The organism is Drouetiella sp., assembly GCF_059504425.1.
The window spans coordinates 18,358-31,051 of the sequence record NZ_JCACIN010000002.1 but is presented as its reverse complement, the minus strand read 5'-3'; the positions used below and the strand labels follow the sequence as shown (position 1 = coordinate 31,051).

The following is a 12,694-nucleotide window of genomic DNA, read 5'->3' as shown; positions in this document are numbered from 1 at the left end:
CCTCTCGTCACCCTAAAGCGCTCCTGCGGCTGTTTTGTCCAGTACGCCGCCTAGATGAGTGGTGATGTTCATGGCTTGCAGCATGGGTTTCCCGATCGTCCCCTCCTGACTCCGCGCATAGTCAATCACGCTGACGGCACCATTCCCCTGCTTGAATGTCCAGAACTGCGCTGGGCTTTGCCCCACCACATGACAGAGGATAGCTTTATTGACGGCATCATGGGCAACAACTAGGACGGTCGTGGGGCGATCGCTTCCCGTCGCTGCGCTTGCCGTAGAAGAGACGATCGCATCCCACGCGGCAGTGGCGCGTTCCCAGACCTGCTGAAGATTTTCGCCCTCTGGCATTTGCACCGTTTCAGGCGCGTCCTGCCACTGTTTCAGCAAGCCGGGATAGCCCTGCTCAATTTCTTCCTCTAGCTTGCCTTCCCATAGCCCATGGCTGATTTCCTGAAGTTCTGGCTCAAGCTCCAGAGTCAAATTGGGATGCAGCTCTAGAATAGCTTCGGCGGTTTGCTTAGGGCGCAGCATTGGGCTGGTGACAGCGCGATCGATCGGGATGGATTTCAGAAACTCAGCGACCTGCTGCGCCTGAACCTTGCCCTGGGCGTTTAGCGGCACATCAATTTGACCCTGAAAGCGCTTATCACGGTTCCAATCGGTTTCGCCATGCCGCACCAACAGCAGCCGAATACCGCAGTTTTTGCGGGGGGTAGGCAATGGCTGTCCCAAATGCCCCGTCAAATTCATGGATTCAAGCTGCACCAGTTCACCCAAGCCACCCGAAAAGTTGAGGACGCTGATGCCGCAGTTCGACTGATAGAGCGACCCATATTGCTCAATGCCCAGCCCCAGAGCCGTACTGATGAGGCAGCGGTTGATACCGCTATGGGCAATAACTAGGATGGTTTGATCTGAGTGGTGGGGCAAGACCGACTGCCAAAACTGTCGCGCCTGCTCCTGTAGCTCAACCAGCGGGTAAAGATCTATGCCGTCAGCAGCGCCCATGGTGAGTTCGTGGGGGCGATCGTTCCAGCAGCGATACTGGTCGGGGAACTGCTGCTCGACTTCCTCGAAGGTCATCCCCTCCCATTCAGACAGATTAATTTCCTTCAGCGTATCCCTAAGCTGAAGCTTGGGCGGCTGTCCCAACTGTGCCAAAATCAGCTCGGCGGTCTGCTTCGCTCTCTGCAATGGGCTACCGTAGGCGGCAGCAAACGACAAATCCTTGAGGGCAATCCCGACTTGGGTTGCTCCTGCCTGTCCAGTCTCGGTCAGATTAGACTGATCGCAGTGCCCCTGCACTCGACGCTGAACATTAAAAGTGCTTTCACCATGACGCACGAGAATAACGCGAGTAACCAGGGCTTTGTCCTCCCGATCGGCTGAATATCGGCTGAATACCGACTAAATACAGTCAGTTAAGTAAACAGTTGCAGTAAGTTGCAGTAAATTCACCAGCATTCTACCGTAGATGATCCCCATCCTTGCGCCCATTTCTCTCTATCTCGCACAAGGGCAGCTTTCCAAGCGATAATGCCAAACAGGGCAGTTTGCGGCAATAAACTTTGTGGGAAACGGGATGACTGGACAGACGATTAGACGGCTAATTCTTGGGGCAATTACGCTAGTTGTAGTAGCGCTATTGGGCACTTCTCTATTGGGCAGCCTTGGCGAGCCGCAAATCACCGATCGCTTGGAGCTATACCAGACCGACTTGCTGCTTCATGCCACGGAGCTGGGCAAAGTTGAGCCGAGAGATCCGTCGATCGCTAACGCCCCTTCAGCCAATACCTACAAGGCGCTCTTGGGGAACGATCCGCTGGGCGAAGCCGTGAAGCAGTATCAGAAAGTTCGACAATCGGCAGCGACAAACTTGAAGCAGTTTGAAACCCGACTTCAGCAGTCGAAGCCTGACTCTGCGCCCGATGTACCCGCTACTCCCGTACCTAATCGCTCCAGAAGAATTACTGATCCTCAGCAGCAGGTCAAAACTGCTATTCAGCAGCAGCGCAGCTTAATCAATCAGCTCGATTTGCGGCTAGGCATCCTGCAAGCCGAACAGGGCAAAACCTCAGAGGCGCTGACCACCTGGAAAGAGTTGGTGAATCGCTTGGGCGATCGCTCAGAACTACAGCCGCTCTCTGAAACGGCTAGAGTGCTAGACGGCGTTTGGAGCGATCCGCCCAGGCTCTTGCCCGACGCCGAACCGCTGATCCAAAAAAATTTAGAGGGCTGGTTTCGCTACAAGGGCTTGTCACGGCTGTATGAATTGCAGCAGCGATCGGATGTGCTAGCCACGCTGAAGACAGCCGAGCAAGAGGTGGCACAGCAGACGCTCATTAAGCTGGCGCTAGTTGGCACTCTGCCAGCTTTGGGAGGAGTCGCAGGACTAATTTTGCTGATTATTATGGGTATTCGCGCCTTTCGCAGTCGCTCGGCAGCACCAGAGAATCTATCCTGGGAAGTTCCCTGGACTTGGGAAACGATCGTGCAGGTGCTAGTCGTCGGCTTTTTCTTCATGGGGCAGATTGTGATTCCCCTGGTCGTGGGAGCCTTTGGCATTAGCTTTACTGCCTTTGGCACTCGCGCCAAGGCAGTTTACACCCTCACTTACTATCTGCTGATGGCGGGTTCTGGCTTAGCCGTGCTGTATTTCTCCATCAAGCCGTTCTTTCCCTTACCCGAAGGCTGGTTTCGCCTCACCGGAAAACGCAGCTGGGTTGCCTGGGGAGTCGGCGGCTATTTTGCTGCTCTGCCGCTGATGTTGATCATTTCCATTCTCAACCAGCAAATCTGGCAAGGACAGGGCGGTAGCAATCCCCTCCTGCAAATTGTGCTAGAGGAAGGCGACCCGATCGCCCTTAGCATGTTTTTCATCACAGCATCGATCGCCGCTCCTGTCTTCGAGGAAATCTTTTTTCGCGGCTTTCTGTTGCCCTCGCTGACGCGCTATATGCCTGTGGGAGGGGCGATCGGTCTTAGCGCCCTAATTTTTGCTACGGCGCACCTTAGTCTCTCGGAAGTGCTGCCCCTCACTGTTTTAGGTTCGGTGCTGGGGTTTGCCTACACGCGATCGCGCGGCTTGCTGGCTCCCATTTTGCTCCATAGTCTTTGGAATAGCGTGACGATGCTGGGCCTGTTTTTGCTGGGTAGCGGCGTGAAGTGAGGAGAAACAGAACAAGGTAGAATGCAAAGATATCCTGGTTCAAACATTCCGGTTAAAACAGCGCTATGACGATCGCCTATCCCAACGCTCCTGAACTTTCTGCTGATGACTACATTGTGGTGGGTCTAGCGACCTGCTTCATCAAGGGCGATGGCGAAGTGCATCAAGTCAAAGTGATAGAGCCAATTCCCTCTGCGGCGCTGGAGGCGATCGTCCAGGGAATCACCACCTCTTACGAGTGCGCTTGTGGTACGACGCTGGGTGCAGTTTTGCAGGGTGAAACAGCTCAGCTACCGCCTGATTTTCCGCCCGAAACGCAGTTTTGTGACGAGTTTGCCTTCCGAGCCATTGCCGCTGCCCGCACCTACAAGACTCGCCCGATCGCCACGACCCATATTCCCTTGGGCACGACCAAGACAGACCTGAATTTTTCCACCGATCGCAAGCGGGTCTTAAACTCTGAGCGCATCATTAAGACCGAAGATAACGTCAAGCAACACGCCTACACGCACCAAAATCTCTGATCTGACCAAACCCTATGCTGAAACTTTATGGCAGTGCCCGGAGTCGAGCGGCGATCGTCCAGTGGTATCTCGAAGAGCTGGGCTTGCCCTACGAGATTGTGCTGATGGATATGCAGGCAGCGGAACATCGCCAGCCGTCCTATCTTGCCATTAATCCTATGGGCAAGGTACCTGCTATTACCGAAGGTGACTTTAAGCTGTGGGAGTCAGGCGCGATTTTGCTCTATCTCTCCGAAAAGCATGATCCCTTGCTGGCAACTCCTGAGCAGCGTGCCGAAGCCGCTCAGTGGGTGCTGTTTGCCAATGCCACCCTGTCTAACGTCTTTGTCGAATCTACCAGAGAGAAGGAAACGCCGCGCCTGTTTTCGGCGTTAGATCAGATTTTTGAGCAGAAGCCTTTTCTGATGGGCGATCGCTTCACGGTTGCCGACGTGGCGGTTGGCTCAACGCTGGCATACATCCCGATGATGCTCAAGATCGGTTATGAGGGTTATGGGGCGATCGCCGAGTACGTGAAGAAAATTGTCGAGCGTCCCGCTTTTCAAAAGACGATCGGCGCAGGATTTAAGTGAGGATGTCAGGAGCTTGCTGCTAACTCCAACACTTCTGTCTCAACATAAGAATAGCCTCCCGCTGTCGTCCTTGCAGTGGACAACGGCTCACCGTCGCTCAATTTCCGCAACTGCGCCACGCTAAAAGGAGAACTCACCTTCTGCAAGCGACGAACGTACAGCAGGTTAACGTTCTCACCTGTGCTGCTTGGGGCATCGTTGTATAGCTCTCGCTCCCCTTTCTGGAGAGCTGCAATCACGCGATTAATAGACTGCTTTTCATCTTGAGACAAGTCTCTTTTGTCTCGCCAACCGACGATCTCTGCCTGGTAACGAATGGTTGCCAGATCATCTGTGATAGACAGGAATAGACGCATCGGAGATTCAACAGAGGGGACATCATCCCGCAATTTTTTGATGACGTAGCCAGAGTAAGGCTGAAGAAACAGGATCTGCTCTGGCAAGGCAGATTGTGTTTCAAGAATTTCATCCAGCACTGACGCAAAAACGCCATTAATGAACAAAGCAATAGGCTTGAGCATTCCTACATCTCCATGCTTTTAAACTTGAGAACCGAGGCGTAACCGCACTCTGATAGAATGCCCAATTCTGAACGACACTACAGCCCAATACCGAAACAGGACAGATGTTTCATCTGTCCTGTCGGTAGATTAAGAACCTATGGGAAATTGCGCTGAGTCGATCGCCTATAGCTTAGTGCCGCACTCCGGACAGAACTTGTGATCCGGCGCGTTTTCTGAACTGCAATTGCTGCAAATCACCGCTTCAGCTTGCTGCCCATGGGTTAGCTCAGGGGGTTTAGGCAATCCCACCATCTGGGCATTGCTCTTACCCGGAACCACCATGGGGTAACAGTTTTCGTCTCGCTTAACCCGGACATCCATGAGCACAGGGCCATCATGGGCTAGCATGGTGGCGATCGCATCCTGGAGCTGATCCCGGCTGCGTACTATCATGCCCTTCACGCCAAAGGCTTGAGCCAACAGCTCAAAGTTGGGCATTCCTGGCTGCATATCAGACGAAGAATAGCGTTCGCCATAGAAAGCCTGCTGCCATTGGCGCACCATCCCCTGCCAGCCATTGTTAATAATGACCGTTTTAACGGCAATCCCGTACTGCGCCAGCGTGCCCAACTCCTGGCAATTCATCTGAAAGCTAGAGTCGCCGCTAATGCAGATCACCTGCTCATCGGGAACCGCCACCTTCGCGCCCATAGCCGCAGGCATACCGTAGCCCATGGTGCCCAGACCTGCGCTAGAGATCCAGCGACGGGGGCCGTTTTTGAGAAATTGCGCTGCCCACATTTGATGCTGTCCCACATCTGTGGTGTAAAAGGCATGAGGAGCCTGACGACCCACTTCAGAAATAACTTCTTGGGGAGAGAGTTCGTCTGGGTAAATGGGCGCAACCATGGGATAGTCGTGTTTCCAGCGATCGATCCTCTTTAGCCATCCCTGCGTCTGCATAGGATCAGCACTCTTATGGTTTTCTCGATCGCGCTTCAGCATTTCAGTGAGCACCTGACGTACGTCACCCACAATCGGCACATCAGGAATGCGGTTTTTGCCCACCTCAGCCGGGTCAATATCAATATGAATGACTTTAGCGTGGGCGGCAAACTCATCTAGCTTACCCGTAACGCGATCGTCAAAACGTGCCCCCACCGCGATCAGCAGATCGCACTCAGTAACGGCAAAGTTGGCGTATGCCGTGCCGTGCATTCCCAACATGCCGACTGCCAAAGGATGATGCTCATCGAATGCGCCGATTCCCATCAGCGTCGTGGTAACGGGAATCTGATAGCGCTCCGCCAAGTCTTTAATTTCGGCGTGAGCATCGGCAGAGATAGCGCCACCACCCACATAGAGCAACGGACGCTGCGCCTGACGAATCAGCTTGAGCGCCTGCACCAGCTGCCGGGGGTTGCCCTTAACCGTCGGGCGATATCCCGGCAGTTTCACGGTTCCTGGCTCAACGGGCACATAGTCAAACTCTTCCAAGCCCACGTCTTTGGGAATATCAATTAGCACGGGGCCAGGGCGACCTGATCTAGCAATGTGAAACGCCTCTGCGACAATTCGCGCCATGTCCGCCGGGTTGCGCACGACGTAGGAATGCTTGACGATCGGCAGAGTGATTCCATAAATATCGGTTTCCTGAAAGGCATCGCTGCCGATCGCCGCACGGGGCACCTGTCCCGTAATCACCACCATGGGAATCGAGTCCATTTGAGCAGTAGCGATGCCTGTCACCAAGTTGGTCGCTCCAGGCCCAGAGGTAGCAAAACAAACCCCGACCTTGCCCGTGGCGCGCGCATAGCCATCGGCTGCGTGAGCCGCTCCCTGCTCATGACGCGCCAGAATATGCTTGACGTGCCCCGCCGCCTCCGATCGGTAGATTTCGTCATAAATCGGCAAAATGGCTCCGCCGGGATAGCCAAAAATGTGCTTCACTCCCTGCAACCGTAAGCTATCCATTAGAGCAAAGGCACCCGTTGCCCGAATGGAAGTTACAGTATGGGGAAGGGAGCCATTCTGAGTCTGTGAGCCGTTTTGAGTCAGCACACGAGCTTGAGCCGGGGCAGGAAAGACTTTACGCATAGAAGTACGCAGAGGTGAAGTACGCAGAAATGAAAAGTATGCAGAGGGCTGAATTTGTATCTATTTGCACAAATGCTTGAATACTTCAGTCTAGTGCTGAAGCAGCCGTTCTGTCTAGAATGTAGCGATCGCTGCCCTTGCTGAAGATGCAGAACAATTTCCTCAAACTCAGCTCAGAGAATGCTTTTGACAGTCTATTCTGTAAACTATTACGATATGCTCCATGTCAGGGTTTCATCATGGACAAAAGCTGGCTTACTACAGCGCTTTTTTCCTGAAGCGGTTTGCTTCTTTGGAAGCATTTTTTCAGAGTCAGGTATCTTAATGCTTTCTGTCTCCCCATCTCCTCATTCCTGCCTGTAGCATTGAGTAACTGGTTGCAAACCAGCGACTCACCCTTGATGCCTTTACTAGACACCTTAACTCAATGAGTGATCTGGAGCGCTACTACACAGTTTTAGGATTAGAGCCGGGTGCTTCTTTAGAGGAAGTCAATCAGGCCTATCGAGACTTGGCGTTTATTTGGCATCCCGATCGTATGCCTAAAGACAACGTGCGGTTGCAGGAAAAAGCTCAGGAGAAGCTCAAAGATTTAAATGAAGCGCGGGAGAAGTTGCGATCGCACCGCAGCACCAAAGCAGCGCCTCAATCTCGTCCTGCTGCTAAACCTCCTGCTGCTAAGCCTCCTGCTGCTAAGCCTCCTGCGCCATCCAGTCAGACTCATTCGCGCTCCAGCTCACAGTCCTACAATTCACAGTCCTACAATTCACAGGCTCATAATTCACAGTCTTCACAGGCTCATAATTCACAGTCTTCACAGGCTCATAATTCACAGTCTTCACAAGCCCATAATTCACAGGCTCACGGTTCATCCCACACAGTGCCACCGCGCTATCACTACTATCAACCTTCACAGCAATCTGCCTATACCTATCCCTCTGCTCAGTCGGGACAGCCACAAAGACCCTACGAATCACAGCGTCCGCCGTCGGTCAAAAAATCTCCCTCAGATTTGACAGGTGCTAACCTTAGCGGCGTTGACCTGCGCGAAAAAGACTTGTCGGGTCGGAATCTTAGTCAGGCTAACTTGAGTGGGGCAAACCTCAGCGACGCTTTTTTGCACAGGGTTAACCTGTCAGAGGCGAACCTGTCTAACGTCAACCTGTTTCGCGCCAACTTGCTGCAAGCCAATCTGACTCAGGCTAACCTGCAAGAAGCCAACCTCATTGGGGCAGATCTGAGCGGTGCCGATCTCAGCGGCGCAAATCTTAAGGGAGCCAAAATTGCGGTGGGCGATCGCCTTATGGTGAAGCTCACGGGCACCATTCTTGCGGGTGCAACAATGCCAGACGGCACGGTTCATAGTTAGATAATTGTGAATTTTGGACTCAATCCAAAATTCACAATCTATTACGCCGCTGAGGCAAACTGTGCAGCCAGAACCGATCGATAAAAGTCCTGAAGCTGTCGAGTAGCCGCCGCCCAGCCCCAGCGTTCTGCCTCCTGGCGAGCATGAGTTCGCAAGGTTTCGCGCTCTTGTGGGTTCGCCAAAAGACGACGTGTAGCAACGATCGCTCCCATCTCGTCTGTCGGGTCAAACAGGTAGCCATTGACGCTGTCTGTGACAATATCGGGGATGCCACCTGCGTTCGCAGCGATTACCGGACATCCAGCTGCCATCGCTTCCAGCAGCACTAGCCCTAGGGTTTCAGTCCGGGATGGGAAAATGAAGGCATCAGCAGATGCAAATGCCGCGCCTAAGTCTGTGCCCGTCAGATAGCCGACAAAATGAGTGGGCGTACCCGCAAAATGTTTCTCTAGCTCCGATCGATAAGGTCCATCGCCCACCAGCGCCAGTCGAGCGTTGGGAATGGCTTCTAGAACGGGCTTAATCCGATCGATCTCTTTTTCAGCCGAGAGCCGACCGACATAGAGCAGCAGCGGACTGTCTGGACTGCCTTGAGTAAGACGCGATCGCATCTCTAAACTCGCCAAATCCGGCTGAAACAGCTCAGTATCCACGCCGCGCTGCCAGACCTTCACACGTTCGATACCATGCTCCGTTAGCTCTTGCCGCATTGCTGTCGAGGTGCAAAGGTTGACCTGTGCCTGATTGTGAACCGCCTTCAGCAGTTCCCACATTACGCCCTCCAGCATTCCCAAGCCATAATGCTCCAGATACTTCGGTAAATGCGTGTGATAAGACGCAACCAGCGGCACATCCAGAGATTTGGCATAGTAGAGTCCGCCCAGCCCCAAGACCGCTGGATTAACCAGGTGAATCAAGTCGGGCTTAAACTCCTCTAGCGCCTGTCGCATGGAAGGACGCGGTAAAGCCAGCTTTAGCTCTGGATAAAGAGGAAGCGGAAACCCAGGGATACCGCAGATTTTTGCCCCCTTATACTCGCGCAGCCCGCCATCTGGTGAAAACACTAACACCTGATCGCCCAGACGCTGGAGGTGATCGACTGAATGGCTTAGCCTTGTGACAATGCCATCAACCTTGGGCAAAAAAGTTTCGGTAAAGAGGGCAATTCGCATAGGTCAAAGCGATTCCTAACTTTCTAAGGATTCTTGGATGATCGATTGGTTGAATGTTCTGATGCAAGTTTTGACGCAGGTTTGGGCAGAGTGCAGATGCCGTGAACCCCAATGGATAAAATGACGCTTCCCAGCAAAATGCCAAGCCCTTCTGCAAAACAGTTGATGCGATGGCGACTTTCGGCAGCTTCAGCGATCGCCAGATCGCGCAAAGTCGAATTGGGATCTTGCGCCAACTTTTGATAATTTCGATGGCTAGCATCCAAAGCTGCCCAGTCAGGGAATAGATAGTAGGCACTACTGCTGCCCAGAGCAATACCGGGTAGAACCACTAAAAGTAGAAGCATCCAAAGGCGTAAGTCCACGCAGATCTATTCCCCGACGTATTCTTGAGAGCCTGAATTACCCTTTCCACTTCACCTTGGGCAGGATCTGACTCTTATCCACCCGATCTTTGTACTTCATGCTGAAATTTAGCAGGGAGTCGATCAGAGAATCAGACAAGAAGTGCGGCTCCAGGCCTAAGCTCAGCAGGTTCGTGTTTTTGGCGTTAAAGTAGTGCTCTTCTTTCTCGATTCTGGGGTTTTCGATCGCGCTAATTTCAACGCCCAGCCCTAGAGAATTTCCGGCATTCTTCACCATCCGCGCCAAATCACCGACGTTAAACATTTCGGTGAACTGGTTGAAGACGCGGAATTCGCCAGAGGCTGCCGGGTTGGCGATCGCAATTTCCACGCACCGCACGGTATCCCGAATGTCGAGGAAGGCGCGAGTTTGACCACCAGAGCCGTAAACCGTGAGCGGATGCCCGATTGCTGCCTGAACGCAGAAGCGGTTCAGCGCCGTGCCGAATACGCCATCGTAATCTAGGCGATTAATCAACAGCTCATCCATGCCCGTCTCATCCGTCAACACGCCATAGACTACGCCCTGATTTAGGTCAGTGGCGCGCAGCCCCCAGATTTTGCAGGCAAAATGGATATTGTGGGAGTCGTGAACTTTGCTGAGGTGATAGAACGATCCGGGCTGCTTAGGATAAGGCAGCGTGTCTTTGCGTCCGTTGTGCTCGATCGTGATGTAGCCTTCTTCGATGTCGATGTTGGGCGTACCATATTCGCCCATGGTGCCTAGCTTCACCAGATGGCAGTCGGGGAAATGCTCATGCATGGCGTAGAGCAGGTTTAGCGTCCCCACGACGTTATTCACCTGAGTCAACACCGCGTGTTCCCGATCGATCATCGAGAAAGGAGCCGATCGCTGTTCGCCAAAATGTACCACCGCTTCGGGGGCAAATTGCAGCATGGCAGTTTTCAGAAAATCGTAATTGTTGATATCGCCCACAAACAGGTCAATGGTTTTGCCCGTCAGGTCTTTCCAGCGCTGAAGACGCGTTTGAATCGGGGCGATCGGGGTCAGTGTTTCCACACAGAGTTCCGCATCCCAATGCCGCCGAACCAAGTTGTCTAGAATACCAACTTCGTAGCCTTTATTTGACAGGTAAAGTGCGGTCGCCCACCCGCAGTAACCATCACCACCAATAACGAGGACTTTCATCAGAGTTCCGTCTGTGTACAGATTACAGATACTCAGCTCAATCTACCATTCTTGGCGACCGATTCAACCGTAAAAAGAAATAGATTAAATACTGCCTCTACTTAGGTTAATCAGGGCTTAATCTCTTGAGCCAGTGCAGCTTTCACTTCAGCATCAAAATCTGTGCTCAGAACCCTAGATAAACGCTTCAAAGTTTCACGAGAGACGGACTTTGTTTCCTCGCCCATAATTACGCTAGAGGTTTGCAACGCTCATCTCTGCCAGTGCTGCGATCGCGGTCGGTGATTTACTGCTACTCTCCACAGCCGCCTTAATTTGCTTCCCTAAATGCAGGACATCAACGCTGAGTGTTACCTACATTCATAAGATCCATGCTTGCCTCTCCGAGCAGTTCATTCCATGGGAAATGGAAGTTTCCAGCATCTGGTCATCTGAGTTTGATTAAAATTAGGATAACGTTTGTCAGGAAAGCGGCATGGCTCAGGCTCAGGCAAAATTCACAACCTTTGAGGCGTATTTGTCCTGTAGCAACGACATGGACATAGAAGGACGCTACGAGCTAATTAATGGAGAGCTAGTCGAGTTGCCACCAGAATCTAGATTGAACAGTACCATTGCTGTTCGCATTCTGCTCCTCCTTGTGGCAGCAGGTATCTCTGTTGAACTGATCCATCCCGGCAAATGCGAAGTGCAGGTGCCGATCTTACGCTCCAATGATGCCGCTAATCGCTTTCCCGATTTAGTTGTGCTACGACCAGAGCATCTGGAACTTACTCAACGGCGACTCACCATTACGCTGGATATGCCGCCCCCGCGACTAATTGCCGAAGTGGTCAGCCCTGGTAAGACCAATCGCGATCGAGATTACATCCATAAACGCGCCCAATATGCGGCGATCGGCGTTCCTGAATATTGGCTCATTGATCCGGTCGCTCAAACGGTGATGGTGCTGTCGCTGGAGGGCGAGGACTACCGAGAAATTGGCGTATTTAGTGGAGAGGACGCGATCGCCTCCCTCGAATTTACAGAGCTAAAGTTGACGGCTGGGCAGATTTTTGAGACAGAAATCTAGAACAATTGCTCTCCAAGTGGCGATCGTTTGTCTCAAAAATTGCGATCGCTGACCCAAAAGTCGTAATCGAGTACCCAGTAATCGTAATCAGGTACTCAAGAGCAGTTTTCGTCTGCCCAAGAGCCGCGATCGTTATCTCAAGAGCAATTGCCCAAAGTCTTCTACTGCTTGCCCTCTTGCTTCTTAGCACTTGAGTCTTGTTTTAGATCCTCTAAGCGCTCAGAAATCAATCGCCGCAATTTTTGAGAGAGCGAAAGTTCAGCCCAGAGGGGATTGCTTGCGTATGCCGTCTCAATCTCATCTCGCAATCCTTCAATATCAACCGTTACCCGATCGGCCACCGCTCTACTCTGCCTTTCAAAACTCTCCATAAGCTTACCCCCAGAACTCTGCATTGAGTTTAACTGATGTAGTGTGATTCATATTGCATTAGTATTAATCACACTGTAGAATCTGATGCATTAGACGGCTTGCAGCCCGCCCAGAACTTCTACAAGGAGCATTACCCATGTGGTCAGTTTGGTTATACACGCCCAGCGGAGGGCGTAAATTTATCGATCGCTTTAATACTCGCAATGAAGCAGAACACTACCGACAAAGACTGGGACGGCTGATCGGCGCACCTGAAGATGTGATTGTTTGTTTTGATCCAAATTGACGGT

Annotated in this window: 13 protein-coding genes; 6 read left to right on the top strand and 7 right to left on the bottom strand. The window is 52.3% G+C overall.

What is annotated here, in order from left to right; all coding sequences use genetic code 11:
• Positions 1-12: 12 nt before the first annotated feature.
• On the bottom strand, positions 13-1,365 hold the full coding sequence (locus AC5JMP_RS00580; protein WP_495849525.1) for a histidine phosphatase family protein: 1,353 nt from the start codon (positions 1,363-1,365) through the stop codon (positions 13-15).
• A gap of 217 nt (positions 1,366-1,582) precedes the next feature.
• On the opposite strand from AC5JMP_RS00580, the gene AC5JMP_RS00575 reads away from it, so the two are divergent.
• The 3 genes from AC5JMP_RS00575 to AC5JMP_RS00565 all read left to right on the top strand — a co-directional run bounded on the left by AC5JMP_RS00575 (position 1,583) and on the right by AC5JMP_RS00565 (position 4,265).
• A complete protein-coding gene (locus tag AC5JMP_RS00575) occupies positions 1,583-3,169 on the top strand; it encodes a CPBP family intramembrane glutamic endopeptidase (protein WP_495849469.1) in 1,587 nt (528 codons plus the stop codon).
• 65 nt (positions 3,170-3,234) lie between these two features.
• Complete coding sequence (locus AC5JMP_RS00570; RefSeq protein ID WP_495849468.1) at positions 3,235-3,693, top strand: hypothetical protein; 459 nt, start codon at positions 3,235-3,237, stop codon at positions 3,691-3,693.
• Positions 3,694-3,707: 14 nt separating this feature from the next.
• Entirely contained in the window at positions 3,708-4,265 is a 558-nt protein-coding gene (locus AC5JMP_RS00565; protein ID WP_495849467.1) for a glutathione S-transferase family protein, read from the top strand.
• Positions 4,266-4,270: 5 nt separating this feature from the next.
• On the opposite strand, the gene AC5JMP_RS00560 is transcribed toward AC5JMP_RS00565, so the two are convergent.
• Together AC5JMP_RS00560 and ilvB are read right to left on the bottom strand one after the other, a co-directional pair.
• Positions 4,271-4,786, bottom strand: coding sequence for a hypothetical protein (locus AC5JMP_RS00560; protein ID WP_495849466.1), 516 nt, complete (start codon positions 4,784-4,786; stop codon positions 4,271-4,273).
• A gap of 165 nt (positions 4,787-4,951) precedes the next feature.
• Positions 4,952-6,865: a biosynthetic-type acetolactate synthase large subunit gene (gene ilvB, locus AC5JMP_RS00555; RefSeq protein WP_495849465.1), complete on the bottom strand. Its 1,914-nt coding sequence runs from the start codon at positions 6,863-6,865 to the stop codon at positions 4,952-4,954.
• A gap of 427 nt (positions 6,866-7,292) precedes the next feature.
• On the opposite strand from ilvB, the gene AC5JMP_RS00550 reads away from it, so the two are divergent.
• Positions 7,293-8,234 carry a pentapeptide repeat-containing protein gene (locus AC5JMP_RS00550; RefSeq protein WP_495849464.1) on the top strand — a complete coding sequence of 314 codons (942 nt, stop codon included), beginning with the start codon at positions 7,293-7,295 and terminating at the stop codon, positions 8,232-8,234.
• 41 nt (positions 8,235-8,275) lie between these two features.
• On the opposite strand, the gene AC5JMP_RS00545 is transcribed toward AC5JMP_RS00550, so the two are convergent.
• The 3 genes from AC5JMP_RS00545 to AC5JMP_RS00535 are packed head-to-tail and all read right to left on the bottom strand — an operon-like array spanning position 8,276 to position 10,960.
• The gene (locus AC5JMP_RS00545) at positions 8,276-9,406 is read right to left on the bottom strand and encodes a glycosyltransferase family 4 protein (RefSeq protein WP_495849463.1); all 1,131 of its coding nucleotides are present in this window, start codon (positions 9,404-9,406) and stop codon (positions 8,276-8,278) included.
• A 23-nt stretch (positions 9,407-9,429) separates the two neighbouring features.
• The gene (locus AC5JMP_RS00540; protein ID WP_495849462.1) at positions 9,430-9,771 is read right to left on the bottom strand and encodes a hypothetical protein; all 342 of its coding nucleotides are present in this window, start codon (positions 9,769-9,771) and stop codon (positions 9,430-9,432) included.
• Positions 9,772-9,808: 37 nt separating this feature from the next.
• On the bottom strand, positions 9,809-10,960 hold the full coding sequence (locus AC5JMP_RS00535) for a UDP-sulfoquinovose synthase (RefSeq protein ID WP_495849461.1): 1,152 nt from the start codon (positions 10,958-10,960) through the stop codon (positions 9,809-9,811).
• Positions 10,961-11,435: 475 nt separating this feature from the next.
• Between AC5JMP_RS00535 and AC5JMP_RS00530 the strand changes: the two genes are divergently transcribed.
• Positions 11,436-12,032: a Uma2 family endonuclease gene (locus AC5JMP_RS00530; RefSeq protein ID WP_495849460.1), complete on the top strand. Its 597-nt coding sequence runs from the start codon at positions 11,436-11,438 to the stop codon at positions 12,030-12,032.
• A gap of 161 nt (positions 12,033-12,193) precedes the next feature.
• Here AC5JMP_RS00530 and AC5JMP_RS00525 read toward each other — a convergent pair whose 3' ends face one another.
• Positions 12,194-12,403 (bottom strand): hypothetical protein, encoded by a 210-nt coding sequence (locus tag AC5JMP_RS00525; protein WP_495849459.1) that lies wholly within the window; start codon positions 12,401-12,403, stop codon positions 12,194-12,196.
• A 137-nt stretch (positions 12,404-12,540) separates the two neighbouring features.
• On the opposite strand from AC5JMP_RS00525, the gene AC5JMP_RS00520 reads away from it, so the two are divergent.
• Positions 12,541-12,690: a hypothetical protein gene (locus AC5JMP_RS00520; protein ID WP_495849458.1), complete on the top strand. Its 150-nt coding sequence runs from the start codon at positions 12,541-12,543 to the stop codon at positions 12,688-12,690.
• Positions 12,691-12,694: the final 4 nt, after the last annotated feature.